Source organism: Rhodococcus sp. P-2 (assembly GCF_016598535.1).
GTDB classification, from domain to species: domain Bacteria; phylum Actinomycetota; class Actinomycetes; order Mycobacteriales; family Mycobacteriaceae; genus Rhodococcus_F; species Rhodococcus_F baikonurensis.
In genome coordinates, this window is sequence record NZ_CP066779.1 from 5,226,588 (window position 1) to 5,251,922 (window position 25,335).

The window sequence follows — 25,335 nt, forward strand, 5'->3', positions numbered from 1 at the left end:
CGGGGTGAACGAATATTTCACCCCGGCTAGAACGCAGTGTGTACTAGAGCGGCTTGACTTCGGTCGGCTGCGCAACAGGTGCTGCTGCACCGTTTGCGACCACCGCGGTGTTGGCCGTCGGCAACTGTGCCGGAGCAGGCTGTGCGACCGGCGCGCTTGCGGGCGCCGCATCGTCGTTCTGCATTTCCTTGACTTCGCTCTTGAAGATGCGGAGGGAACGACCCAGACCGCGTGCTGCATCGGGAAGCTTCTTCGACCCGAACAGAATTACGACGACAACAGCGACAATCAGCCAATGCATCGGCTGCATTGCACCCATAACGACCTCCCATGATCAGATTCCTCGATGCTACCGGACACAACCGGCGCTCGGAGGTGTCAAAGCACTTACTTCAGCTACCTTTTACCTGTTTGTTTCCTGCGAACTCACTGAACGTGAAGTTTCCGGAAGGTTTACGAACCGATTACGTCATAGGCGTCAAGCGCCGCAACGGCCCGATCATGTACTTCGGAGACCAGTTCCGGCGGATGAAGGACCCGAACTCCTTCACCGAATCCCAACACCAGTCTCGCCATCCATTCCAGTGTTCCGAAACTCATCGTCGCCTCGACCGACCCGTCGTCGTTCACGTGCTCGACGTCCATCGGGTAGTAGTCGAGCATCCACACCCACTCTTTGGTGATGAACAACCGTGCTTCCGGAAGGGAGCCGTCGCCGCTGAACAACTCGAGATTCGAATCCTCCTCGAGGGCCTGCGGCGGCGGGTCGGCCGGCTCGTCGAGTTGGACGGCAGCGTCGATCCGATCGAATCGGAACAACCGCACGCCCTCGGCCTGACGGCACCACGCCTGGAGGTAGCTGTAGTTGTCGACCAACACGATGCGAACGGGGTCGACGATGCGCTCGGAGACCGCGTCACGCGAGGCCGAGTAATACGTCAATCTGAGGGCGGTCTTGTCCGCGAGCGCGGCTCTGACCGTCGCGGCGATCGGATCTTCGGCGATGTCCGGCGTCGGCGACGTGTCTCGATCTTGACCGATGGCTCGTGCCGCGGCCGATCCGGCGGCGTCCTCGATCTTCGCGATAGCGCGCTGAGCCGAAGACGGATCGACCATCCCCGGCATTTCCACCAACGACCGAAGGGCGATCAGCAATGCCGTCGCTTCCGTGGAGGTGAGGCGCAACGGGCGATCGATCCCGGCCGAGAACGTGACCTCGATACTTTCCTCGGAGAAGGACAGGTCGATGAGATCACCGGGGCCGTAACCGGGCAATCCGCAGACCCACAGTTGATTGAGGTCGGTCATCAGTTGGGTGGTGCTGACGCCGAGTTCCTCGGCGGCCTCGGCGGGACTGATGCCAGGATTCGCGATGAAGTACGGCACGAGGTTGAGAAGCCGCGCCAACCGCGACGACAGTCGATTGCTCATCAGTTGTCCCCCTGTCCATTGCTGGTGATCGGGCTCGCTGCGGCGGCGCGAAGCTTCGCGACGACCTCCGCACGCAAATCCGGTGGGTCCAACACCAGCGCATCCAACCCGTGGCCGGCGATCAACCGAGCGGTCCATTCCCAGGATCGGACGGGAATGGCCAGCACGCTGCCGTCGCGATCGGTCAACCGCCGATCGGAAGACGACGTCGCAAGCCGGCGAAGCTCATGCGCGCGGCCGTCTGCGACCCACACGGTGGCGGTCCCGGTAACGACGCCCGAACCGGTCACGCGATCGACGACCTCGCGAAGATCGACACCTTCGGGTTTGTGAACCGAACCGGCCGGGCCGAACTCCCTGACGTCGTCCCCGATTCGGGAGAGCCGGAAGGTCCTCACCGCATCACGGTCGACGTCGTGCCCGACCAGATACCACTTGCCGTTATGCGTGACGACGCCCCACGGTTCGACGGTGCGCTCGGTGAACGGTTCGTTCAATGCCCCGCGGTGCTGAAAATGAACTGCTCGGCCGGCGTCGACCGCTGCAAGCAGCTTGCCGAGCGCGGGCTCCGAACCCCGGGTTCGTGCCGGAATCGCGGTGACCGGCGCGGCACTGACTTCTGAGTCGACCTGGACGCCGGCCGCTCGGAGTTTGAGTAGTGCACTCTGGGCTGCCGAAATCAGTTCCGGCGATTCCCACAACTGCACAGCGACGGCTACCGCAGCAGATTCCTCGCTGGTGAGGTCCACGTCCGGAAGCTCGTAGGCATTGCGATTGATCCGGTACCCCTCGACCGTCGAGAACCGTCCTGCCAGACCGGTTTCCAACGGGACACCCAGGTCACGAAGTTCGTTCTTGTCGCGCTCGAACATGCGACTGAACGCTTCGTAGTTCGCGGATTCGTTGTACCCGGCCACACTGTCACGGATTTTCTCCGCCGTGAGGAACTGTCTGGTGGACAGCAATGCGATCACCAGGTTCATCAACCGCTCGATTTTTGATGTCGCCACGCCGAAATCCTAGTGGCTATCCGATAACCGAACGCGCGCCGGACACTTTCGTGCCCGGCGCGTCGCCGCAAAACAGACCTGCTGTGTTGTAAATCGTGAAATTGGCTGACCTACATCGAAGCAATCAAACGCTCGACACGCTCGTCGACGGAACGGAACGGGTCCTTGCAGAGCACCGTTCTCTGTGCCTGATCGTTGAGCTTGAGGTGAACCCAGTCGACCGTGAAGTCCCGGCCTGCTGCCTGGGCTGCGGTGATGAAGTCGCCTCGCAATTTCGCGCGCGTGGTCTGCGGCGGATTCTCGACGGCGTCGTCGATCGTCTCGTCCTCGGTGACCCGCTTGACCAAGCCCTTGCGCTGCAGCACGTCGAAGACACCCCGGCCGCGTTTGATGTCGTGGTAAGCCAGGTCGAGCTGCGCGATCTTGGGATCGGACAGGTCGAAACCGTGACGGTCCTGGTATCGCTGGAACAGCTTGCGCTTGATGACCCAGTCGATCTCCGTATCGACCTTCGCGAAATCCTGAGCTTCGACGGCGTCGAGGGTGCGACCCCACAGGTCGACAACCTGCTCCACCTGCGCGTCCGGTTCGCGGTTACGCAGATGTTCGACTGCCTTGGCGTGATACTCGCGTTGAATGTCGAGGGCACTGGCCTGACGACCACCAGCGAGGCGGACAGGCTTCTTGCCCGTCACGTCGTGACTGACCTCGCGGATGGCACGAATCGGATTGTCCAGGGCGAAATCGCGGAACGAAACCCCGGCTTCGATCATCTCGAGCACCAGTGCTGCAGAACCGACCTTGAGCATCGTCGTCGTTTCGGCCATGTTCGAATCGCCGACGATCACGTGCAGTCGGCGGTATTTCTCGGCGTCCGCGTGCGGTTCGTCGCGGGTGTTGATGATCGGACGCGAGCGAGTGGTGGCCGACGAGACGCCCTCCCAGATGTGTTCCGCGCGCTGCGAGAGACAGAACGTCGCGGCCTTCGGTGTCTGCAGTACCTTGCCGGCACCGCAGATCAACTGGCGCGTGACGAGGAACGGCAGCAAGACATCCGAAATGCGGGAGAACTCACCGGCGCGCGCGACGAGAAAGTTCTCGTGGCAGCCGTACGAGTTTCCGGCCGAGTCGGTGTTGTTCTTGAAGAGGTAGATGTCGCCACCGATCCCCTCCTCGGCAAGTCTCGCCTCGGCGTCGATCAGCAGTTCTTCGAGCACACGCTCACCGGCGCGGTCGTGATTGACCAACTGGATGAGACTGTCGCACTCGGCCGTCGCGTACTCCGGGTGCGAACCCACGTCCAGGTACAAGCGGGCCCCGTTGCGGAGGAAGACGTTGGAGCTGCGGCCCCACGACACGACACGACGGAAGAGGTAACGAGCAACCTCGTCGGGGCTCAGTCTCCTGTGCCCGTGAAAGGTGCAGGTAACGCCGAATTCCGTCTCGATACCCATGATTCGTCTCTGCACACTTCGACACTACAACCAGAATGGGAGGTTCACCCGTGTACTTCGATCGCGTCGTAAGTCACGACTCGACAACGTCGGACAGCGGCATAGTGTGACGGTGTGAGCCTTATTCGCCGAAAAGTTGTCCGAAGCGACGTCAAAGTCATGGAAAGTACTGGAGCACTGCGCCCTTCCGTGCTCGACCCGACCATGCGGTTTCTCTCCAGAGCCGCCGATCACGGCGTTTTGTGGATGGTTGTCGCCGCCTTGCTCGCGATGATCGGCGGGCGGCCCCGTAGGGCAGCAGCACGCGGGCTGCTCGCACTGGCCGGTTCGAGCGCGCTGGCCAACGGCATTCTCAAGCCCCTCTTTCCCCGCCGACGCCCACCGGCACGCGTCTGGCTGAGCCCCAAGCGAGGAGTCGACATCCCGACCTCGTCCTCGTTCCCCTCCGGCCATTCCTCATCAGCAGCGGCATTCACTGCCGCAGTGGCCATGGAATCCCCGGTTGCGGGAGCTGCGCTGGCACCACTCGCTGCAGCAGTGGCGTATTCACGCGTTCACAACGGAGTCCACTGGCCGTCCGACGTCTTCGCGGGCCTCGCGGTCGGCGGCGCAATCGCTGCCGGCACCCGCCGTTGGTGGGCGGTGCGCGACGAAGAACCCGCCGAACTCGGACCCGAGTGCGTCGTCCCCGCGCTCCCGCGCGGAGAAGGCTTGTTGGTCTTCACCAATCCTGGTTCAGGCTCCGAGGACGACGGGATCGTGGAATCGATTCGAGAACTACTACCAGATGCGATCGTCTACGAGTTCGACGCGGACATCGACTTCGACATGCAGATCGATGCCAAGATCCCCGAACTCTCACCGAAGGCGTTGGGAGTATGCGGGGGCGACGGAACAGTGGTCACGGTCGCGACCGCGGCGACAAAGCACGAGCTACCACTTGCGGTTTTTCCCGGCGGAACGCTTAACCACTTCGCCCGCGACGTCGGGGCGGTAAATGTCGAGGAGACCGCACAGGCAGTCGAGTCGGGGCAGGCGGCATTTGTCGACCATGCGGTGGTGCGCACGGATTCCGGAGTGACTGCACGGTTTCTCAACACCGCCAGCCTCGGCGGATACCCCGACGCTGTGCGTCTGAGGGAAAAGTGGGAACCGCGATTCGGTAAGTGGCCGGCCGCGGGAGCCGCGATGATGCGTGTTCTCGCAGCGGCGGAGCCGATGACGGTCACCATCGACGGGAAGCGGACCACCATCTGGATGCTGTTCGTCGGAAACGGGAGGTATTCCCCCGCTGATCAGGTGCCGATGTCGCGTCCGGAGATGAACCGTGGACTACTCGACGTCCGCTATCTGCGCGCGGACAAGAAATTCTCGCGCTCACGTCTGCTGTTTGCGGCTGCTACAGGCACATTGGGCAGCTCGCGGGTCTACGTTCGCGAACTCGTCTCGTCGATGTCGGTCCGAGTCGCCGATTCACCGGTAGCCATCGCCACCGACGGTGAAGTGGTGGCAGACGCGCGCCGGTTCGATTTCGACACCGAACCGGGCGCGGTGGCCGTCTACAGAATCACGCAGTGACTATGAGGGTGCGTCGCCGTTTGCCGGCGGCGCATCCTCGGTTGCTGCCGGAGCTGGAAGCATTTCTTCCAACGCCGTCCCCGCGATCCGTTTGAACGCACGGCGTGGACGGTTGCTGTCGAGGACAGCAACCTCGAGTGCACTCACGTCGAGAGTTCGCGGTTCCGCCTCGGCGGTTCCGGCCGGCGCCGGGCCGCCCTTTTGGAGCGCCCCGACCGCGAGCCGCACCGCGGATTCGAGGTCGAGGTCTCGCTGATAGGACTCGCGCATCGCCGTCACGATCGGTTCGGTCGTGCCGCCCATGACCACGAATTCCTGCTCGTCCGCGATGGAACCGTCGTACGTGATCCGGTAGAGCTGGGCCGGCGTACTACTCCCGAAACGGCCGATCTCGGCAACGCAGATCTCGACCTCGTAGGGCTTGGGCTGCTCGGTGAAGATCGTTCCCAATGTCTGTGCGTACGCATTGGCGAGCGAACGCCCCGTGACATCCCGACGGTCGTACGAATACCCGCGCATGTCCGCGTGGACGATGCCCGCACGACGCAGATTCTCGAACTCGTTGTACTTGCCCACCGCCGCAAATCCGAGACGGTCGTACAGTTCGCTGACCTTGTGCAGAGCACGCGACGGATTCTCCGCGACAAAGAGCACTCCGTCGCGATAGGTGAGAACGACGACGCTGCGTCCGCGGGCAATTCCCTTGCGCGCCAATTCCGAACGATCGCGCATGATCTGTTCGGCTGATGCGTAATACGGCATCGTCATAGCGCAGACTCCCCTTCCGGACTCGCGGTCGCCGTGCGAGCCGCGACGATCTCCCTGGCGATCTCGGCAGCCTTGGTGGGCGACAACTCCACGGCGCCGGCCGAGGTGATGGTGACCGCTGTCGGATAGATCCCGCGTGTCAGGTCAGGACCACCGGTAGCCGAATCGTCGTCTGCCGCGTCGTACAGCGCCTCGACAGCGAACCGAAGCGCAGTGTCCTCGTCGATTCCCGGTGAATACAGCTTCTTGAGCGCCGATTTCGCGAACAGGGAACCTGATCCGACTGCGTGATAGCCAGCGCGCTCCTCGTATCGTCCACCGACGACGTCGTAGGAGACGATGCGACCGGCGGTCGACGGATCGACCGCGTCGAGGTCGTAACCCACGAGCAGTGGCACGACCGCCAAACCCTGCATCGCTGCTCCGAGATTCCCTCGAACCATCGACGAGAGTCGATTGGCCTTGCCGTCGAACGTGAGGGGGACGCCTTCGATCTTCTCGTAATGTTCGAGCTCGACCGCGAAGAGTCGGACCAGTTCGATTGCGATCCCGGCCGTTCCGGCGATACCCGCAGCCGAGTAGTCGTCGGTGACGTACACCTTCTGCACGTCACGGCTGGCGATGAGGTTGCCCATCGTCGCCCGGCGATCACCAGCGAGCAAAACTCCACCCGCGTAGCTGATCGCGACGATGGTGGTGCCGTGCGGAGCTACGTCTCCCCCGCCCATGACAACACCTCCTGTGTCGGCGAAGCGGTTCTGCGGAAGATGTTCCGGTGCGTGCACCCGAAGGTATTCCGAGAATGACGACAGATTCGAGCCGAAGCTCAACCGTGTGTCCCCGTCTGTGATCCGGGGCGCGCGATCCACCGTCACTGGCCGCCCTTCTGGACGTAGGCACGGACGAAGTCCTCGGCGTTCTCTTCCAACACGTCGTCGATCTCGTCGAGCAGGTCGTCGGTTTCTGCAGCGAGCTTCTCGCGACGTTCCTGGCCGGCACTGCCGTCGCCACCAGTGGTTTCGTCGTCTTCGCCGCCACCGGCACGCTGCGTCTGTTCTTGAGCCATCGCCGTCGACCTCCTTGTGTGAAGGGAGCTCTCGCGAGCATCCTGTTCGGCCCAGCAGAGTCGGTAACTGATCCCGCTCGGACCTTCACCCTACCGAGCGGCACCGTCAGGTGTGGAGAGACGCGACGGCGAGCCGCATCGGCTGATTTCAGTGAGTGAGCTGATCGACCAATTCCGCGGCGCTGTCCACGGAGTCGAGCAATGCTCCGACGTGCGCTTTGGTACCTCGAAGCGGCTCGAGGGTAGGGATGCGGATCAACGATTCGCCGCCGAGATCGAAGATGACCGAATCCCAGCTCGCGGCCGCGATATCGGCACCGAATCGGCGTAAGCACTCGCCTCGGAAGTACGCGCGAGTGTCGGTGGGAGGGTTCGTGACCGCGTCGAGAACCTGCTGTTCGGTGACAAGCCGCTCCATGGAGCCGCGAGCAACCAGGCGGTTGTACAGGCCCTTGTCGAGTCGCACGTCTGAGTACTGCAGGTCCACAAGATGCAATCGCGGCGCCGACCACGCGAGTCCCTCACGATTGCGGAAGCCTTCGAGCAGACGCAGTTTGGCCGGCCAGTCGAGGATGTTCGCGCACTCCATGGGATCGCGCTCGAGGAGATCGAGGACCATCGCCCACTTGGCGACGATATCGTCCGCTCGCGGGTCACGAGCGGCCTCGCGATCGAGGAACTTCGAGACTCGTTCGAGGTAAATACGTTGCAGCGCAAGCCCAGTCAGTTCGCGACCGTCGGCCAGTGCAACGGTCTTGCGCAGCGTGGGGTCGTGGCTGATGTGGTGGACGGCGGTGACCGGACGTGCCAGTTGCAGATCGGTGAGGTCGACACCCGCTTCGATCAGGTCGAGTACCAGCGCGGTTGTTCCCACCTTGAGATACGTCGACATCTCCGCGAGGTTCGCATCACCGATGATGACGTGCAGACGGCGGTACTTGTCCGCATCCGCGTGCGGTTCGTCGCGGGTGTTGATGATTCCGCGCTTGAGCGTGGTCTCGAGGCCTACTTCGACCTCGATGTAGTCGGATCGCTGCGAAAGCTGGAATCCGGCGTCGTCGCCGGACTGACCGAGACCCACACGACCGGAACCGCAGATCACCTGCCGAGACGCGAAGAACGGCGTTAAGCCGGTGACAATCGAGGCGAACGGGGTGTCACGCGAGCAGAGGTAGTTCTCGTGCGTGCCGTACGACGCACCCTTGCCGTCGACGTTGTTCTTGTACAACTGCAACCGTGGGGCACCCGGCACGCTGGAGGCGTGCCGTGCAGCCGCTTCCATCACTCGTTCGCCGGCCTTGTCCCAGATCACGGCATCGAGCGGGTCGGCGACCTCGGGGGCCGAGTACTCCGGATGGGCGTGATCGACGTACAACCGTGCCCCGTTGGTGAGAATCATGTTCGCGGCGCCGATCTCGTCCGCGTCGATCACCGGTGCGGGACCGCTCATTCGCCCCAGATCGAAGCCTCGGGCATCTCGCAGCGGAGATTCCACTTCGTAATCCCAGCGTGTGCGCTTGGCCCGTGGCACGCCCGCTGCGGCGGCGTAGGCAAGCACCGCCTGCGTTGAAGTGAGAATCGGATTCGCCGACGGCTCACTGGGTGAAGATATTCCGTATTCGACCTCGACACCGATGATCCGCTGCATGACACAAGAGCCTATGTGATTGCGGCGCGGCGCCTACAGGCGTGGCACAGTTGGAGGAATGCACCAACCTCTCACCGCAGACCTGAATCCCGCGGACGAGGTAGTCGCCGTGTACGACCGGACGGGTAATCCGATCGGCCGAGCAACGCGTTCCGTCGTCTACTCGGGTGGGCTCTGGCACGCGAGCGCGGGCGTTCTGGTTCGCACCGGGGACGGCTCTCGCATCTACGTTCATCGCCGAACCGACACGAAAGCGGTGTTCGGGGGCTATCACGACTGTCTTGCCGGAGGTGTCGTGGATCCAGGTGAGACGCCGCAGGAAACTGCGATCCGTGAAGTGGGTGAAGAACTCGGAATCTTCGGAACAGCAGATCAGCCACTCCAACTGACGGAAATCGCTCGAAAATCCTGGGACGGTGAGTGGAAGAACTCTCCGTTGCGCTGTCACCTGTTCGCGTTCGAACTCAGATACGACGGGCCGATGGCACATCAATCCAGCGAGATCGCCGAAGGTTGGTGGTGGACGCCGAAAGAACTCGGCGCCCACCTGCAGGATCCGTCGTGGCCGTTCGTTCCGGACTCACGCGCGCTGCTGGCCGACTATTGCTGGAGCTGAACACCCCTGGAGCTTGAACACCCATGGGGCTTGAACACCACTGGGGCTTGAACACCACTGGGGCTTGAATACCACCGGGACTGCGATCAGCCCGGGGTGATCGCCGAGAGCCACGCAGCGAACGCGCTGGGGTTGCGGGTCTGTGCGAGCACGCGACCGGGTCCGGTGAAGTCGAAGACAAATCCTTCGCCGGACTTCATCGACTGAATGGTGCGTCCCTGAACGGCGCGCCGCATGTTGAAGTTCATCCCGAGGTCGTAGGCGACCACGTGACCGGTATCGATCGTGACCGTCTCACCTGGCTGCAAGTCGATGACGTCGATCGCGCCGTAGACGGCCAGCACTACTTCACCGTCACCACTTGCCCGCAGGCCGAAGCCGCCCTCACCGCCGAAGAGATTGGACATGCCTCCCCACTTGGACTCGACCGTCACACCGTAGGAGTTGGCCAACCAGGTTCCACGGTTGAGGAAGAACGGGCGATCGGACGTGATGGTCAGCGGGATCAGATCACCGGGAAGCACACCGGTCACGTCGACCCAACCACCTTGCGGCGGAGCGGTATACGTCGTGACGAAAAATGATTCGCCGCTCAGCATCGACCGCTTGAGTCCCTGCAGGACGCCGCCCTGCGCCTTCGCTTCGAGAACCACCCCGGCGGAATGCGCGAGCATTGCTCCGCTCTCCACGCGCAGCGGTTCGCCGGGCGCGAGGTAGCAGCGAGCCACAGTGGACGACGGATTGTGTCGAAGATGTATCTGCACGGCGGGACTCTAAACCAGCGCGACCGACCGGTCCAATCGCAGCGGAGGGAACAGCAGCGGCGCATCGATCAGGCCGGCAACTCTCGAGGAGTAGCCGGCCCGATCGATGTTCGTATTTCTACAGATACTGGCCCGTGTTCGACTCCGTGTCGATCGCGCGGCTGGCACTGGCGTTCTTGCCCGTGACGAGAGTGCGGATGTAGACGATCCGCTCTCCCTTCTTGCCCGAAATACGTGCCCAGTCATCAGGATTGGTGGTGTTGGGCAGATCTTCGTTCTCGGCGAACTCGTCGACGATGGAATCGAAGAGGTGCTGCACACGCAAGCCCGGAGCACCGGTGTCGAGTACCGACTTGATCGCGTACTTCTTGGCGCGGTCGACGATGTTCTGGATCATCGCACCCGAGTTGAAGTCCTTGAAGAACAGGACTTCCTTGTCACCGTTGGCGTAGGTGACCTCGAGGAAACGATTCTCTTCGCTCTCCGCGTACATGCGATCGACGACGCGAACGATCATCGCCTTCAAGCATGCAGTGCGATCTCCACCGAACTCGGCGAGGTCGTCCGCGTTGATCGGCAGACCGTCCACCAGGTACTTCGAGAAGATGTCCTGAGCGGATTCCGCGTCGGGACGCTCGATCTTGATCTTCACGTCCAGTCGGCCCGGACGCAGGATGGCAGGGTCGATCATGTCCTCACGGTTGGAAGCACCGATCACGATGACGTTCTCGAGCCCTTCCACGCCGTCGATCTCGCTGAGCAGCTGCGGAACGACCGTTGTCTCCACATCGGAGGAAACTCCCGAACCACGGGTACGGAAGATCGAGTCCATCTCGTCGAAGAAGACGATCACGGGCGTGCCCTCGGACGCCTTCTCACGAGCACGCTGGAAGATCATCCGAATGTGACGCTCGGTTTCGCCGACGAACTTGTTCAGGAGTTCCGGGCCTTTGATGTTCAGGAAGTAGGACTTGGCGTCCTTGCTGTCCTGGCCGCGGGCTTCGGCGATCTTCTTGGCCAACGAATTGGCGACGGCCTTGGCGATGAGCGTCTTACCGCAACCGGGCGGGCCGTAGAGCAGTACGCCCTTCGGCGGTCGAAGCGAATACTCGTGGAACAGATCCTTGTGCAGGAACGGAAGCTCGACGGCGTCACGGATCTGCTCGATCTGACGACCGAGACCACCGATGTCGTCGTAGTGAACGTCCGGAACTTCCTCCAGAACCAGATCCTCGACCTCGGCCTTCGGGATGCGCTCGAAGGCGTATCCGGCCTTGGTGTCGACGAGCAACGAGTCGCCCGGACGCAGTTTCCTGGTCGGAGAATCGGCGTCGTACGCGATGATGTCGGCCTCGGGGTCGGCGAAGACGGCTGCCAACGGCGCTGCGAGCCAGACGATGCGCTCTTCGTCGGCATGACCGACAACCAGTGCGCGCAGGCCGTCGTCGAGTACCTCACGGAGCGTACTGATCTCGCCGACCTGCTCGTAAGTCCCGGCTTCGACGATGGTGAGTGCCTCGTTGAGACGAACCGTCTGCCCGAGCGCGAGGGTGTCCGTGTCGATATTCGGTGAGCACGTCAATCGCATCTTGCGACCTGACGTGAACACGTCGACGGTCTTGTCCTCGTGTACCGAGAGGAGGACTCCGTAACCGCTCGGCGGTTGACCGAGTCTGTCGACTTCTTCACGAAGTGCGATGAGCTGCTGACGGGCCTCCTTGAGGGTGTCCATCAGCTTGCTGTTTCGGATGGACAACGAGTCCACCTTCGACTCCAGCTCACGCACCTGCTCCGGCGATTGTGCAAGTTGTCGGCGCAGAACTTGTGCTTCCACTCGTAGCGCGTGGAGTTCTTCTGCTGCCGCAACCGAATCCGGGTTCTCTGTCGAGCTCATGTGCGTCTCCTCCCAGTGCGATCCATCAACGCTACCGGCATAAGGGCCCAACTGTCGCCAGACACGGTGCGCGAGTGCGAATTCACACCTGCGCGCGGACCGTGCCGACTGGTCTCGAGCCAGAATTTGGTCATGTTAGCCTTGCCTACAAGATGGAGACAGCGCCTGTCTCTCTTTACAACGAAAGGTAACGCTGTGATCATCCGCAAGACTCTCATCAGCGCTTGTGCCGTCGCTGCCGTCCTGACCATGGGTGCATGCAGCTCGGACGACAACAAGGACTCGACGGCTGCCAGCTCGACTTCCGCCGCCGCCTCGAGCACCACGGCCAAGGCCTCGGCTTCCGCCACGACGTCAGCTGCCGCTGCCGCTGCGGCTCCGACGGCCGAGGAGCTCAACGCGTCGCTCGTCGCTCTGATCGATCCGGCCAAGCCGATCGAGGAGAAGACCGCTCTGGTGGTCGACGGAACCAAGCGTCAGGCCAACATCGAGACGATGAGTGCTGCGCTGGGCGGTAACCCGGCCTACGCGATCACGTTCAACGTGGACAACGTCAAGGTTGACGGTCAGACTGCAACCGCAGACGTCGCGGTCGTAAGCCCGCACGGCGCCGCACCGGCCACCCCGTGGACCTGGGAGCTCGAAGACGGCTCCTGGAAGCTGTCCGACACCTCGGCTTGCGTGCTCCTGGAAATGGGCCGCGCTTCCTGCACCGCATAACTTCCAGCTACAACAAGAGCGGCGATCCGGTATCCGGATCGCCGCTCTTGTTGTTTTCGTGTGATTACTTGGCCGCGGTGTTCGAGCCCTTGCCCGCACGCCGCTGAGGCTTCGGGGTGACCGTTCCTTCGGCCAGACGACGAGCGCTCACGAGGAACGCGGTGTGGCCTTGCATCCGATGCTCGGGGCGCACCGCCAAACCGACGACGTGCCAGCCGCGAACGATCGATTCCCACGAGCGGGGCTCGGTCCAGCATTCCTGCTCGCGCATCGCTTCGACGACCTTCGAGAGCTGAGTAACGGTCGCGACGTAGACGATCAGAACGCCGCCCGGGACGAGGGCCTTCGAAACGGCGGGTAGAACGTCCCACGGAGCCAACATGTCGAGTACGACGCGATCGACCTTGCCGCCGTGCGCTTCCGGATCGAACTCCGCAAGATCGGCGATGGTCAGTTCCCAGTTCGGCGGACGTTCACCGAAGAAGGTCTCGACATTGCGAACCGCATGTTCGGCATGATCGTCGCGGACCTCGTAGGAGATGACCTTGCCTTCGGGTCCGACGGCACGCAGTAGTGAACACGTCAATGCGCCGGAGCCGGCTCCGGCTTCGAGCACGCGCGCTCCGGGGAAGACGTCGCCCTCGTGGACGATCTGAGCCGCGTCCTTCGGGTAGATGACCTGGGCACCGCGCGGCATGGAGAGCACGTAGTCCACCAGTAGCGGACGCAGGGCGAGGTAGGGCGTGCCGTTGACGGACTTGACGACGCTGCCCTCGTCGGCGCCGATCAGATCGTTGTGAACGATTCCGCCCTTGTGGGTGTGGTACTCACGGTTCGCCTCGAGGACGATCGTGTAGTGGCGTCCCTTGCCGTCGGTCAGCTGGACTCGGTCACCGACTCGGAAGGGCCCGGAAGGACGCTTTCCCGGCGCAGTGATGTCAGCTTCTGGAAGCTCTTGTTCGGGAATCTCGGCGACAGCGGACTGCACAACCTCATCCACTTCGGTCGTGCCTTCTTCTGGTTGTAGCTCGTTCGCCATGCGCAGATGATCCCTGTTCGTTTGTTTCCGGTGTCCTCGCCACCGGCTCCGACGGAGTTGTCGGACCAACCGCATAGCCTGCCAGGTGTGAGCTCTGTCGAATTGCCAGCCCCCACTCCAACGGGTGCAACATCACAGGAGCGCCCGCGTAGTCGGCCGGCGCTCTCTCCGTCCCGAGCAGGTGACTACAAGCAGTGTCCCCTGCTCTACCGGTTTCGAGCGGTCGACAGAATTCCGGAAACACCTACCAGGGCCCAGGTCAGAGGCACCGTCGTGCACGCTGCGCTGGAAGCTCTGTTTGCACTTCCGACCGGCCATCGGGTGCCGGACCGCGCGGCCGAGCTCGTCCGTCCCGCGTGGGAACGTGTCAGTGCCGAGAGCCCCGAGGCTGCTGATCTGATTCCGGAGGACGAACTGGACACGTTTCTCGGCGAAGTCGCCAAGCTGGTCGCGACGTACTACACACTCGAAGATCCCACTCGATTCGATGCCGAGGCGTGCGAGGTGTACGTCGAGACCGAATTGGACAACGGCGTTCGACTCCGCGGCTTCGTCGACCGGATCGACGTAGCGCCGACGGGTGAGGTGCGGGTCGTCGACTACAAGACCGGGAAGGCACCCCGCGAGTTCACCGAATCCAAGGCGCTCTTCCAGATGAAGTTCTACGCGCTCGTACTGTTGCGCACTCGCGGAATCGTTCCCGCGCAACTGCGGCTGATCTATCTGGCCTCCGGCTCGATTCTCACGTACGCCCCGGACCACGACGAGCTGATCAGATTCGAACGGACCCTCTCCGCCATTTGGAAAGCGATCCTCGCAGCAGGTGCGACCGGAGACTTCAGACCCAAGCCTGGCAAACTGTGCGACTGGTGCGATCACAAGTCACTGTGCCCCTCGTTCGGCGGAACACCTCCGCCGTATCCAGGCTGGCCTGATCTGTTGAGCACCGAACCTGTTGTCGCAAAGGAGAATTCATAACATGACGGACAGTTCGTACTACCGCTACCTCGGAACGACGGAGGAAGGGCACGAGCGGTTCGCGAGCACGCAGGCAACTGTCAGCATCTGGGGCCCGACGCTGCAGCACGGCGCTCCCCCGTCGGCGCTGTTGGTTCGAGCCCTCGAGCGGTGCGGTGCGCGCGACGAAACCCGTCTGACGCGCGTTGTCGTCGAGATTCTCGGACCGATTCCGATCGCCGACCTCGAAGTACGGTCCTGGATCGAACGACCCGGTCGCCGAATCGAATTGATCGTTGCCGAGCTGTGGGCAACGACTGCCGACGGATCTGCACGCGCCGTAGCGCGCGGAACGGCCTGGCGGATGGAGACAGTCGATACCGGCGACGTCGTCCACGTTGTCGATCCTCCACTCGAACCCCGCGACAGCGGCACCCCGGGCGTTCTCGAGGGCCTCTGGAGCGTCGGCTATCTCAAGACTCTCGACTGGTCCTGGATTGCTCCGATCGGGTGTGTCGGAACCGGGAAGGTATGGGCGCGCCCCAAGCCCGAGCTGGTCGAGGGCGAGAAGATGTCTGCTCTCGAGCGTTTGTTCGCGGTGGCGGACATCTCCAACGGCGTCGGCGCCAAGCTCGACCCGGAGCACTGGACGTTCCTCAACACCGATCTCACGGTGCATGTCTTCCGTGTGCCCGAGGGCGAGTGGGTCGGTGTCGCCGCCGAAACCACCACCGGTCCGGACGGCGTCGGTATGTGTGCGGGAGTGCTCTACGACGAGCAGGGTGCCGTCGGCCGTATCGCCCAGACTCTGCAGATTCGCGCCCGTTCCTGATTTCCGGGAACGGGCGCGAATGCGCGTAAATCTATTCGGGCAGTGATCAGAAAGCGCGTACCGAGCGGATGTTCGACGCGAGGATGGCCTTGGCGCCGAGTTCCGCCAAGGCATCCATCACCTGGTTGTGCCCCTTGATCGGGACCATTGCGCGAACCGCGACCCAGTCGGGATCGGCCAACGGCGAGAGGGTCGGCGACTCCATACCCGGGGTCATCTTGATGGCGTCGTCGAGGATGGTGCGCGGGCAGTCGTAGTCGATCATCAGATTCTGCTGAGCGAAGACGATTCCGCGTACGCGTTCGATGAGCTGGTTGCGTGCGGGATCGTCCTGCGGAGCGCCGGTGCGCTCGATCAGGACACCTTCGGAATCGCAGAGCGATTCACCGAAAGCAACGAGGTTGTGTTGACGGAGAGTGCGACCCGACCCGACCACGTCGGCGATTGCGTCGGCGACACCGAGCTGAATCGAGATCTCCACGGCGCCGTCGAGACGGATGACGGTGGCGTCGAGTCCACGATCGGTGAGGTCCTTGCGGACGAGGTTCGGGTACGACGTCGCAATGCGCAGGCCGGACAGATCCTCGACCGTCCAATCCTTGCCGGCCGGTGCTGCGTAGCGGAACGACGAACGGCCGAACCCCAGCGACAGACGCTCGGACACGGGAGCTCCCGAGTCGCCGGCGAGGTCGCGACCGGTGATGCCGAGATCGAGCTCACCGGAGCCGACGTAGATCGCAATGTCCTTGGGGCGCAAGAAAAAGAACTCGACCTGGTTGGCAGGATCCAGGACCGTCAGATCACGGGAATCGGTGCGTCGACGGTAGCCGGCCTCGCTGAGAATCTCGGCGGCGGACTCGGACAGTGAGCCTTTGTTGGGAACTGCTACGCGCAGCATGGTGGATGTCCTTTCGGAAGGTGTGGGTGACGTGAGACGACGTGAATCGGAAGCCCTGGACGAGCGAGATGGCGAACATCTCGCTGGTCAGCTCCGATCACAGATGTCGGTACACGTCCTCGAGGGTCAGTCCGCGACCGACCATCAACACCTGCGTCCAGTACAGCAGCTGGGAAATTTCCTCGGCTAGCTGCTCATCGCTCTGGTATTCCGCAGCGATCCACACTTCACCGGCTTCCTCGATGACCTTTTTGCCCTGAGCATGCACACCGGCGTCGAGGGCGGCGACAGTGCCGGACCCCTCGGGGCGAGTAGCAGCACGCTCGGTCAATTCGGCGAACAAGGATTCGAAGGTCTTCACGGGTAGACATTCTTTCACGAGGACGGAAGCGGTTTTCACACCCCCACGAACAGCGGTGTTCACAGGCCCGCGTCGAGGGTGCGCGAACTCACGAATCTGCGGGTCTGCCCGGTGATCGGATCCGGGTACTCGAGTGCCCTCGCCAACAATCGCAATGGCGTGGAGAAGTCGCCGGGCACCGCAGGCAGATACTCGGGGTAGTAATTGTCACCGACGATCGGGACGCCCAGCGAGTTGAGGTGCAGGCGAAGCTGATGGGTCCGGCCGGTCCGTGGGAGCAACCTGTATCGCCCGAGAGTCCGGCCGGCCGAGTCGGTGATCACCTCGATCAGATCGATCGAGGTCTCACTGTTCGGCTCGCCGTCGATCTCGGTAGCCGTCATCTCGCCGTGAACTTTATTGATGCGGCTAAGCACCGTGCGTGGGAAAGTCAGTTCCGGATCGAAGCCTGCGATCGCCTCGTATTCCTTGACGATCCGCTGCTCGGCAAAAAGTTCCTGGTACGGCCGTCGTAGGTCCGGTGTCACCGTGAAGACGATGACACCCGCCGTCATTCGGTCGAGGCGGTGAACGGGCGCAAGATCAGGAAGATCCAAGTCACGACGCAGTCGCACGACGGCGCTTTCGACGATGTGCGCTCCCCGCGGAATGGTCGCCAGGAAGTGCGGCTTGTCGATCACGAGAATCGAGTCGTCGCGGTACAAGATCTCGATCTCGTGCGGTACCGGAATCTCGGGCGCCGGCTCGCGGTAGAAGTACACGAAACGGGTCGGCTGATAGGGCGTACGGCTCGTGATCTTCCGCCCGTGCTCGTCGACGACGTCCCCGGCGTCGACGAGGTCCGTCCACAGGTCCCGCTCCCCCGGGTGCTCGCCGATCAGGTGCTCGAGGACGGTACGCGCCGACGACTCCGCCGGCATCCGTAGCCGGTCAGGTCCGAGACCGTTTCGGATCGGCAACGGAGCCTTGGGCACTGCTCAGTCCTGCTCGAGGTCTGGTGAACAACTCTCGCAGAGCAATTCGAGCGTTCGGCCGTCGCCGTCGATCCGATTGCGGTATCGCGGTGTCGGAGTACCACAATCGACGCACACGCCGAGTGTCTTGGCTTCGGATGAGAACTCGATGTTCATCCGCTTGTCGAACACGTACAGGGAACCGTCCCAGAGACCGCGGTCGCCGAAAGTCTCTCCGTAACGGACGATTCCGCCGTCCAACTGGTAGACCTCGTCGAAGCCACGAGAGCGCATCAGCGAAGACAACACCTCGCAGCGCACGCCGCCGGTGCAGTACGTGACTACGGCTTTGCCCTTGAGATGGTCGTATTTGCCGCTGTCGAGTTCGTCGACGAAATCGCGAGTGGTGGCGACGTCCGGAACTATCGCATCTCGGAAACGACCGATCTCGGCTTCGAAGGCATTGCGCCCGTCGAAGAACACGACGTCGTCACCGCGGCTGTCGACGAGTTCGTGTAGTTCCTTGGGTGCCAGGTGAACTCCGCCGCCGACAACACCGTTCTCGTCGACTTTCAGCTCGTCGGGGGCTCCGAACGTCACTATCTCCGAGCGGGCCTTGACGCTGAGACGGGGGAAGTCGTTCCCGAGTCCGTCCGACCACTTGATGTCCGCGGTACGGAAGGGCTCGTAGCCACGCGTACCGCGGACGTATCGCTTGACGTCCTCGATGTCTCCACCGACCGTCGCATTGATCCCGTGAGGCGAGACGATGATTCGGCCCGTCAGGTTGTTGGACTCGGCCAGGCTGTGCTGCCACAGCTTGATCGCTTCCGGGTCCGCCACCGGCGTGAACTGGTAGAAGAGAACAATTTTCGGAATAGCCACAGCAAATCCAGCCTAACGTGCCGCGCTTGAGTGAACGTCGTGAAGATCGTGAATGGACAAGTCCACCAGAGACTCTCGAAACACGCGTCCAGGGCCGGCCGGGACATCGACCTCACACGGAACGACGAGCACCGCGCAACCCGCAGCGTCGGCCGACGCCGTGCCGGTCGGCGAGTCTTCGATCGCGAGGCACTGCGCCGGCTCGAGCCCGAGTAGGTGCGCGCCGCGCAGGTACGGATCCGCCGCCGGTTTCCCGTTGGGGACCTCGTCGCCGCACACCGAGTGGTCGAAGAACTCACGGCCGAGCATCCCGAGTGCCCGATCGACCAGTACTCGCTCGGTGTTGGTGACCAGTGCGGAACGCAGACCACCGTCACGCACGGTCGACAGTGCATCGCGAGCACCCGGCCGCCAGGTCACGCCGTCCTCGAACAGATCGCCGACGCGGGTGTACATCCAGTCCTTCGCCTCGGCGATGGCATCGGGATGCTTCTCCAAGCCGAGCGCGTCGAACACCGTCGCCAAGGCGAAGGGGCTCGACGCGCCGATGACGGCGACGCGTGTCGCTTCCGTCATCGGTCCGCCCAGGCGTAGGGACAGCTCACGAAGCGCGATGTCCCACAGCTTCTCCGAATCGAGCAGGGTGCCGTCCATGTCCCACAGCACACCCCCGAGGGTCGATTCGGATACTTCGGTCAACAACTCAGACATTGAAATACTTTGCTTCCGGGTGGTGCAGGACAAAAGCGTCCGTGGACTGCTCGGGATGCAGCTGCAGTTCCTCGGACAGTTCGACGCCGATTCGCTCGGGTTCGAGCAACGCAACCAACTTGGCACGATCCTCGAGATCCGGGCACGCACCGTATCCGAACGAGTAACGAGCGCCGCGGTACTCGAGGTCGAAGTAACCGGCGACCTCGGTGGGATCCTGCTCCGCGACGGTGTGACCCTCGGGAAGCACAAGCTCTTCACGAACGCGCCGATGCCAGTACTCGGCCAGAGATTCCGTGAGCTGGACGCCGATTCCGTGAACTTCGAGGTAGTCACGGTACGAGTTCGACGCGAACAATTCGTTGGCGAAGTCCGCGATCGGCTGACCCATCGTCACCAACTGGAACGGAAGAACGTCGACCTGACCGGTTGCCTCGGCGTCCTTGCGCGAGCGGACGAAGTCCGCGATGCACAGGAAGCGGTCGCGGTGCTGACGCGGGTAGGTGAAGCGGAATCGTTCGGGTGCATCCGGTTTGGGCTCGGTGAGCACGATGACGTCGTCGCCCTCCGAGATCGCCGGGAAGTACCCGTACACAACGGCGGCGTGCGCGAGGATGCCCTCAGACGTCAGCCGATCGAGCCAGTACCGAAGCCTCGGACGGCCTTCCGACTCGACCAGTTCCTCATATGTCGGACCGTCGCCCTTACGCTGACCGCGCAGGCCCCACTGGCCGAGGAAGAGAGCGCGCTCGTCGAGCAGCCCCGAGTACTCGGACAGCGAGATTCCCTTGACGATGCGTGAGCCCCAGAACGGCGGTGTCGGTACCGCGATGTCGGTTGCGACATCGGAACGCTCCGGCAGGACGACGGGAACCGCTGCAGCTTTACGCTTTTCGGCAATGCGCTTGGAACGCTCGTGGCGGGCCTTACGCTCGGCAGCCTTCTCGCGAGCAGCGATGGCCTCCGGGCTGTCCGGCGCGGGGCCACCGCCACGCTTGGTCGTCATGATCTGGTCCATCAAGTTCAAACCCTCGAAGGCGTCGCGGGCATAGCTGACGTCGCCCTCGTACACCTCCTGCAGATCGTTCTCGACGTAGGAGCGCGTGAGCGCCGCACCACCGAGCAGAACCGGGAACTTCTCGGCCACTCCGCGTGCGTTGAGTTCCTGGAGGTTCTCCTTCATCACGACGGTGGACTTCACGAGCAGGCCGGACATGCCGATCACGTCGGCCTTCTTGTCCAACGCGACGTCGAGGATGGTCGCGATCGGCTGCTTGATGCCGATGTTGACGACCTCGTAGCCGTTGTTGCTCAAGATGATGTCGACCAGGTTCTTGCCGATGTCGTGAACGTCGCCCTTGACGGTCGCGATCACGATGCGACCCTTCCCGTCCTCGTCGCTGGCTTCCATGTGCGGTTCGAGGAAGGCCACGGCAGCCTTCATGACCTCGGCCGACTGCAACACGAACGGCAACTGCATCTGACCGGAGCCGAACAGCTCACCGACGGTCTTCATGCCCGACAGCAAGGTCTCGTTGATGATGGCCAGCGGCGGCTTGATCGTCATCGCCTCGGTGAGGTCGTCGTCGAGGCCGTTGCGCTCACCGTCGACGATGCGACGTTCGAGGCGTTCGAACAACGGAAGTCCGGCGAGTTCCTGTGCACGGGACTCACGTGCCGACGCAGCCGATACGCCCTCGAAGAGAGCCATCAGCTTCTGCAGCGGGTCGTAGCCCTCGCTGCGACGGTCGTAGACCAGGTCGAGTGCGGTTTCGCGCTGCTCGTCCGGAATACGGGCCATCGGCAGAATCTTGGACGCGTGAACGATCGCCGTGTCGAGTCCGGCCTCGGTGCACTCGTGCAGGAACACCGAGTTGAGGACCTGGCGAGCGGCCGGGTTCAAACCGAACGAAATGTTCGAGATGCCCAGCGTGAAGTGCAGTTCCGGGTACGCAGCCTTGAGCTGACGGATCGCTTCGATGGTCTCGATGCCGTCGCGTCGCACCTCTTCCTGACCGGTGGAGATGGGGAAGGTCAAGGCGTCGACGATGATGTCGGACTCGGCGAGTCCCCAGTTTCCCTTGATGTCCTCGATCAGACGCTTGGCGATGGCCACCTTGGTCTCGGCCGTGCGAGCCTGGCCCTCTTCGTCGATGGTCAGGGCGACGACCGCCGCGCCGTGTTCCTTGACCAACGTCATGATCTTGTGAAAACGCGATTCAGGGCCGGCGCCGTCTTCGTAGTTGACGGAGTTGACGGCGCAGCGGCCACCGAGGTGTTCGAGACCGGCCTGCAGCACGGCAGGCTCGGTGGAGTCGAGCATGATCGGCAGCGTCGATGAAGTCGCCAGACGACTGGCCAGTTCCGACATGTCGGCGGCACCGTCGCGGCCCACGTAGTCGACGTTGAGGTCGAGCATGTGTGCGCCGTCGCGGGTCTGGTCCTTGGCGATGTCCAGGCACTTCTGGTAGTCCGCGGAGAGCATTGCCTCGCGGAAAGCCTTGGAGCCGTTGGAGTTCGTACGTTCACCGATCATCAGGATGCTGGCGTCCTGCTCGAACGGCACCGCCGAGTACAGCGACGAGGTGCTCGGCTCGTGGATCGGAGTGCGCTGGGCCTTCTCGACCTGACGAACCGCGTCGGCGACCGCGCTGATGTGCTCGGGTGTCGTACCGCAGCATCCACCGACGAGACCGAGTCCGAACTCGGAGACGAAACCACTGAGCGCTTCGGCCAATTCGTCGGCGGTCAGCGGGTACTCGGCGCCCTTGGGGCCGAGCTGCGGCAGGCCGGCGTTGGGCATGACCGACACGGGCAGCGTCGAGTACTTGGAGAGATGTCGGAGATGTTCGCTCATCTCGGCCGGCCCCGTGGCGCAATTCAGGCCGATCATGTCGATCCCGAGAGGCTCGAGTGCCGTCAATGCTGCACCGATCTCACTGCCCAGGAGCATCGTTCCGGTTGTCTCGACCGTCACGTGCGTGATGATCGGCAGCCGCAGTCCGAGTTGCTCCATCGCACGCTGACTACCGAGGATCGCGGCCTTCACCTGAAGCAGGTCCTGGCAGGTTTCGACGAGGATGGCGTCGGCGCCACCGTCGATCATGCCGAGCGCAGCTTCGGTGTACGCATCACGAAGGACTGCATACGGTGCGTGTCCGAGACTGGGGAGCTTGGTTCCCGGTCCCATCGAGCCGAGTACGAAACGGGCCATGCCGTCGCGGCCGGGTCCCATCTCGTCCGCTACTTCGCGGGCGAGAGCAGTGCCTTTTTCCGCGAGCTCGCGGATCCGGTGAGAGATGTCGTAGTCGGCGAGGTTGGGCAGGTTGCAACCGAAGGTGTTGGTCTCGACGGCATCGGCACCAGCGGCGAAGTACGCACGGTGGATGTCTTTGAGCACGTCGGGACGGGTGTCGTTGAGGATCTCATTGCACCCCTCGAGGCCGAGGAAGTCGTCCAGGGTGAGGTCCGCGGCCTGCAACATGGTGCCCATCGCTCCGTCGCCGATGACAACGCGCTGTTTCAGCGCATCAAGCAGGGCAGAGTTAAATGGGGCAGACATGCCGTCCAGAGTAGTGGGCGCACCGACAAGCTCTGGCCGTAGGCTGGGTGGGTGAGTCCAAGTGAGTTCCCCGTCACTCCCGACGGCCCGGTCGATTTCGACGATTCCGCGGCCTTCGAGAGTCCTGACGGCTTTGCCGTCGACAGCAGCGACCGCCTTGAAGGCGACATCCCTGTCCTTCGTGATCCCATCCTCGTTGCAGCTTTCGAGGGCTGGAACGACGCCGGTGACGCGGCCAGTGGTGCGGTCGAACATCTCGAGCTGATCTGGGACGCCCAGCCGCTCGCCGAACTCGATTCCGAGGACTACTACGACTATCAGGTCAACCGTCCCACGGTCCGTCAGGTCGACGGAGTGACCCGCGAAATCGTCTGGCCGGCAACACGTTTGTCGGTCTGTTCACCTCCGGGTAGTGAGAGCGACATCGTCCTGCTTCGCGGGATCGAACCCAACATGCGGTGGCGCAGTTTCTGCGAGGATCTGCTCGAGCTGATCGACCAACTGAACGTCAAGACCGTGGTCATCCTCGGCGCCCTGCTCGCCGACACTCCGCACACCCGCCCGGTACCGGTCACGGGCACGGCGTACAGCAGCGAATCCGCTGCACGATTCAACCTCGAACAGACCCGCTACGAAGGGCCGACGGGCATCACCGGAGTCCTTCAGGACGAGTGTGTTCGTGCTGGTGTACCCGCTATTTCGTTCTGGGCGGCGGTTCCGCACTACGTGTCGCAGCCACCCAACCCGAAGGCCACCGTGGCCCTCCTTCAACGGGTCGAGGATGTGCTCGACATCGAGGTCCCCCTCGGGGAACTCCCGGCTCAATCGGAGGATTGGGAGGAAGCGGTCAACGAAATGACCGCGGACGACGAGGAAATCGGCGAGTACGTGCGCACTCTCGAGGAACGGGGGGACGCCGAGACCGACATCAGTGAAGCGATCTCCAAGATCGACGGCGACGCCATCGCCGCGGAATTCGAGCGCTACCTCAGACGGCGAGGCCCCGGCAGCTTCGGACTGTGAGCAAGAACACCCCAGGAGGCGACGGCGGGAGTCCACAGCGTCCACTGCGCCTCCGGCTGCAACTGATCGCGCTGTACGCCGGCGGGTTCCTCGGCCCGTTCGGCGGCGGTGTGGTTGCTTCCATCCTCCCCGAGATCGGTGACGATCTCGGGGTCGGACCATCGGCGGCAGCCTCTTCGCTCACCGCGTACCTGCTCCCCTTCGCCGCTCTGATGTTGGTGTCGGGGACGCTCGGAACACGCTGGGGCAAAGTCCGGACGGTACGGATCGCATACGGGGTCTACGTTTTCGCGTCGTTGGCATGCTTCCTGGCCCCGACTCTCGAAATCTTTCTGGCCGCCCGGGTACTACAGGGCTCCGCGAACGCATTCACCACACCGCTACTGCTTGCCTCTCTGGCGGCCGCAACACCGCAGGCCCGACTGGGTCGGGCCCTCGGTGCCTTCGGTGCCTTCCAGGCCGCAGGGCAGTCGTCGGCTCCACTGATCGGCGGTCTGGCGGCTGAATTCGACTGGCGTCTTGCCTTTCTCGTCATTGCAGTGGTCGCAGGCATCCTGGGTGCCGTCGGACTCCCGAAGTCGGAAACACCGACAGCGACTGCTCCCGCACGCCTGCGTGATGCACTTCGCCCGGAAGTGCTCCGCATCGGCATCGCTGCACTGCTCGGCTGGGGCGCTCTCGGTGGGCTGAGCTTCCTGCTCGCCTTCCGCTTCGAAGACGAGTTCGGACTGTCCCCCACTGTCCGCGGCCTACTGCTCACCGTCTTCGGCGTGGCCGGCATCCTCTCGGCCCGGCGCATCGGAATCCTCATCGATCGCATCGGCGCACGTTCATCCGTGATGATCGGCGCCCTGGGCGGTGCTGTCCTGGTCTCCATCGTCGGCCTCGCCGGCCTGGTGCCTGTGATCGCGATCGCATGGTTTGTCGCAGGCGTCGCGAGCCAGTTCGTGCTGGTCGGCGTCAACGCGGCGGTACTCGGCTCCGAGGGACCCAACCGCGGCGGCGCCGTGTCGGTCGTGCAAGCGATGCGCTTCGGCGGCGCTGCCCTCGCTCCCCTGGCGTTGACCCCGATCTACGACTCCTCGCCTGTCGCGAGCTTCCTGATCCCTGCACTACTGCTCGCCGTCGTCGCTCCCCTGGTCATGCCGAAGCAACGCTGATCGGT

At 63.1% G+C, this 25,335-nt stretch carries 24 protein-coding genes; 7 read left to right on the forward strand and 17 right to left on the reverse strand.

Translation table 11 applies throughout. From position 1 onward, the window contains the following. Positions 1–43 precede the first annotated feature (43 nt). From tatA to pafA, 4 genes are all read right to left on the reverse strand, one after another. Positions 44–319 (reverse strand): Sec-independent protein translocase subunit TatA, encoded by a 276-nt coding sequence (gene tatA / locus I7X09_RS24305; RefSeq protein WP_003944836.1) that lies wholly within the window; start codon positions 317–319, stop codon positions 44–46. A 134-nt stretch (positions 320–453) separates the two neighbouring features. Further along, a complete protein-coding gene (locus I7X09_RS24310) occupies positions 454–1,431 on the reverse strand; it encodes a helix-turn-helix transcriptional regulator (protein ID WP_200314058.1) in 978 nt (325 codons plus the stop codon). Next, positions 1,431–2,441 (reverse strand): helix-turn-helix transcriptional regulator, encoded by a 1,011-nt coding sequence (locus tag I7X09_RS24315; RefSeq protein ID WP_200314060.1) that lies wholly within the window; start codon positions 2,439–2,441, stop codon positions 1,431–1,433. The genes I7X09_RS24310 and I7X09_RS24315 overlap by 1 nt, the downstream gene beginning before the upstream one ends. A 110-nt stretch (positions 2,442–2,551) precedes the next feature. Next, positions 2,552–3,910: a Pup--protein ligase gene (gene pafA / locus I7X09_RS24320; protein ID WP_185564761.1), complete on the reverse strand. Its 1,359-nt coding sequence runs from the start codon at positions 3,908–3,910 to the stop codon at positions 2,552–2,554. 144 nt (positions 3,911–4,054) lie between these two features. On the opposite strand from pafA, the gene I7X09_RS24325 reads away from it, so the two are divergent. Further along, entirely contained in the window at positions 4,055–5,473 is a 1,419-nt protein-coding gene (locus tag I7X09_RS24325) for a bifunctional phosphatase PAP2/diacylglycerol kinase family protein (RefSeq protein WP_200314062.1), read from the forward strand. On the opposite strand, the gene prcA is transcribed toward I7X09_RS24325, so the two are convergent. The 4 genes from prcA to dop form a co-directional block, all read right to left on the reverse strand. Continuing rightward, positions 5,474–6,241 (reverse strand): proteasome subunit alpha, encoded by a 768-nt coding sequence (prcA, locus tag I7X09_RS24330; protein ID WP_095970089.1) that lies wholly within the window; start codon positions 6,239–6,241, stop codon positions 5,474–5,476. After that, positions 6,238–7,116, reverse strand: a complete 879-nt coding sequence (prcB, locus tag I7X09_RS24335; RefSeq protein WP_095970088.1) for a proteasome subunit beta — start codon at positions 7,114–7,116, stop codon at positions 6,238–6,240. Before prcB ends, prcA begins: the two co-directional genes overlap by 4 nt. After that, entirely contained in the window at positions 7,113–7,307 is a 195-nt protein-coding gene (locus tag I7X09_RS24340) for a ubiquitin-like protein Pup (RefSeq protein ID WP_003944925.1), read from the reverse strand. The genes prcB and I7X09_RS24340 overlap by 4 nt, the downstream gene beginning before the upstream one ends. A 148-nt stretch (positions 7,308–7,455) precedes the next feature. After that, positions 7,456–8,955, reverse strand: coding sequence for a depupylase/deamidase Dop (gene dop, locus I7X09_RS24345; RefSeq protein WP_200314073.1), 1,500 nt, complete (start codon positions 8,953–8,955; stop codon positions 7,456–7,458). A 58-nt stretch (positions 8,956–9,013) separates the two neighbouring features. On the opposite strand from dop, the gene I7X09_RS24350 reads away from it, so the two are divergent. Further along, entirely contained in the window at positions 9,014–9,571 is a 558-nt protein-coding gene (locus I7X09_RS24350) for an NUDIX hydrolase (protein WP_200314075.1), read from the forward strand. Between the two features lie 86 nt (positions 9,572–9,657). Here I7X09_RS24350 and I7X09_RS24355 read toward each other — a convergent pair whose 3' ends face one another. Beyond that, entirely contained in the window at positions 9,658–10,335 is a 678-nt protein-coding gene (locus I7X09_RS24355) for a TIGR00266 family protein (RefSeq protein WP_003944961.1), read from the reverse strand. Between the two features lie 118 nt (positions 10,336–10,453). After that, positions 10,454–12,229 carry a proteasome ATPase gene (arc, locus tag I7X09_RS24360; protein WP_003944870.1) on the reverse strand — a complete coding sequence of 592 codons (1,776 nt, stop codon included), beginning with the start codon at positions 12,227–12,229 and terminating at the stop codon, positions 10,454–10,456. Positions 12,230–12,424: 195 nt separating this feature from the next. On the opposite strand from arc, the gene I7X09_RS24365 reads away from it, so the two are divergent. Then, on the forward strand, positions 12,425–12,949 hold the full coding sequence (locus I7X09_RS24365; RefSeq protein ID WP_003944789.1) for a hypothetical protein: 525 nt from the start codon (positions 12,425–12,427) through the stop codon (positions 12,947–12,949). Positions 12,950–13,013: 64 nt separating this feature from the next. Here I7X09_RS24365 and I7X09_RS24370 read toward each other — a convergent pair whose 3' ends face one another. After that, positions 13,014–13,937, reverse strand: a complete 924-nt coding sequence (locus I7X09_RS24370) for a tRNA (adenine-N1)-methyltransferase (RefSeq protein ID WP_095970258.1) — start codon at positions 13,935–13,937, stop codon at positions 13,014–13,016. Positions 13,938–14,075: 138 nt separating this feature from the next. On the opposite strand from I7X09_RS24370, the gene I7X09_RS24375 reads away from it, so the two are divergent. Continuing rightward, positions 14,076–14,966, forward strand: a complete 891-nt coding sequence (locus tag I7X09_RS24375) for a RecB family exonuclease (RefSeq protein WP_095970085.1) — start codon at positions 14,076–14,078, stop codon at positions 14,964–14,966. Position 14,967: 1 nt separating this feature from the next. Further along, positions 14,968–15,777 (forward strand): thioesterase family protein, encoded by an 810-nt coding sequence (locus tag I7X09_RS24380; RefSeq protein ID WP_095970084.1) that lies wholly within the window; start codon positions 14,968–14,970, stop codon positions 15,775–15,777. Positions 15,778–15,823: 46 nt separating this feature from the next. Here I7X09_RS24380 and hisG read toward each other — a convergent pair whose 3' ends face one another. From hisG to metH, 6 genes are all read right to left on the reverse strand, one after another. After that, positions 15,824–16,675 carry an ATP phosphoribosyltransferase gene (gene hisG / locus I7X09_RS24385; RefSeq protein ID WP_095970083.1) on the reverse strand — a complete coding sequence of 284 codons (852 nt, stop codon included), beginning with the start codon at positions 16,673–16,675 and terminating at the stop codon, positions 15,824–15,826. Between the two features lie 97 nt (positions 16,676–16,772). Next, positions 16,773–17,036 (reverse strand): phosphoribosyl-ATP diphosphatase, encoded by a 264-nt coding sequence (locus I7X09_RS24390; protein ID WP_003944933.1) that lies wholly within the window; start codon positions 17,034–17,036, stop codon positions 16,773–16,775. A gap of 59 nt (positions 17,037–17,095) precedes the next feature. Further along, positions 17,096–17,956: a pseudouridine synthase gene (locus I7X09_RS24395; RefSeq protein WP_397487711.1), complete on the reverse strand. Its 861-nt coding sequence runs from the start codon at positions 17,954–17,956 to the stop codon at positions 17,096–17,098. Between the two features lie 57 nt (positions 17,957–18,013). After that, positions 18,014–18,874: an oxygen-dependent tRNA uridine(34) hydroxylase TrhO gene (gene trhO, locus I7X09_RS24400; protein WP_200314077.1), complete on the reverse strand. Its 861-nt coding sequence runs from the start codon at positions 18,872–18,874 to the stop codon at positions 18,014–18,016. Between the two features lie 12 nt (positions 18,875–18,886). Next, positions 18,887–19,585, reverse strand: coding sequence for an HAD family hydrolase (locus tag I7X09_RS24405; protein ID WP_095970080.1), 699 nt, complete (start codon positions 19,583–19,585; stop codon positions 18,887–18,889). Further along, a complete protein-coding gene (gene metH, locus I7X09_RS24410) occupies positions 19,578–23,147 on the reverse strand; it encodes a methionine synthase (protein WP_124568544.1) in 3,570 nt (1,189 codons plus the stop codon). The genes I7X09_RS24405 and metH overlap by 8 nt, the downstream gene beginning before the upstream one ends. Positions 23,148–23,315: 168 nt before the next feature. On the opposite strand from metH, the gene I7X09_RS24415 reads away from it, so the two are divergent. Further along, entirely contained in the window at positions 23,316–24,170 is an 855-nt protein-coding gene (locus tag I7X09_RS24415) for a PAC2 family protein (protein WP_223257810.1), read from the forward strand. Further along, positions 24,167–25,330: an MFS transporter gene (locus tag I7X09_RS24420; RefSeq protein WP_124568543.1), complete on the forward strand. Its 1,164-nt coding sequence runs from the start codon at positions 24,167–24,169 to the stop codon at positions 25,328–25,330. The genes I7X09_RS24415 and I7X09_RS24420 overlap by 4 nt, the downstream gene beginning before the upstream one ends. Positions 25,331–25,335 lie beyond the last annotated feature (5 nt).

Coding starts and splice junctions, on each gene's coding strand:
- I7X09_RS24350 (WP_200314075.1), top strand. CDS start 9,014: ATGCACCAACCTCTCACCGCAGACCTGAATCCCGCGGACGAGGTAGTC.
- I7X09_RS24325 (WP_200314062.1), top strand. CDS start 4,055: ATGGAAAGTACTGGAGCACTGCGCCCTTCCGTGCTCGACCCGACCATG.
- arc (WP_003944870.1), bottom strand. CDS start 12,229: ATGAGCTCGACAGAGAACCCGGATTCGGTTGCGGCAGCAGAAGAACTC.
- dop (WP_200314073.1), bottom strand. CDS start 8,955: ATGCAGCGGATCATCGGTGTCGAGGTCGAATACGGAATATCTTCACCC.
- prcA (WP_095970089.1), bottom strand. CDS start 6,241: ATGACGATGCCGTATTACGCATCAGCCGAACAGATCATGCGCGATCGT.
- I7X09_RS24310 (WP_200314058.1), bottom strand. CDS start 1,431: ATGAGCAATCGACTGTCGTCGCGGTTGGCGCGGCTTCTCAACCTCGTG.
- I7X09_RS24395 (WP_397487711.1), bottom strand. CDS start 17,956: ATGCCGGCGGAGTCGTCGGCGCGTACCGTCCTCGAGCACCTGATCGGC.
- I7X09_RS24340 (WP_003944925.1), bottom strand. CDS start 7,307: ATGGCTCAAGAACAGACGCAGCGTGCCGGTGGCGGCGAAGACGACGAA.
- hisG (WP_095970083.1), bottom strand. CDS start 16,675: ATGCTGCGCGTAGCAGTTCCCAACAAAGGCTCACTGTCCGAGTCCGCC.
- metH (WP_124568544.1), bottom strand. CDS start 23,147: ATGTCTGCCCCATTTAACTCTGCCCTGCTTGATGCGCTGAAACAGCGC.
- I7X09_RS24380 (WP_095970084.1), top strand. CDS start 14,968: ATGACGGACAGTTCGTACTACCGCTACCTCGGAACGACGGAGGAAGGG.
- I7X09_RS24405 (WP_095970080.1), bottom strand. CDS start 19,585: ATGTCTGAGTTGTTGACCGAAGTATCCGAATCGACCCTCGGGGGTGTG.
- tatA (WP_003944836.1), bottom strand. CDS start 319: ATGGGTGCAATGCAGCCGATGCATTGGCTGATTGTCGCTGTTGTCGTC.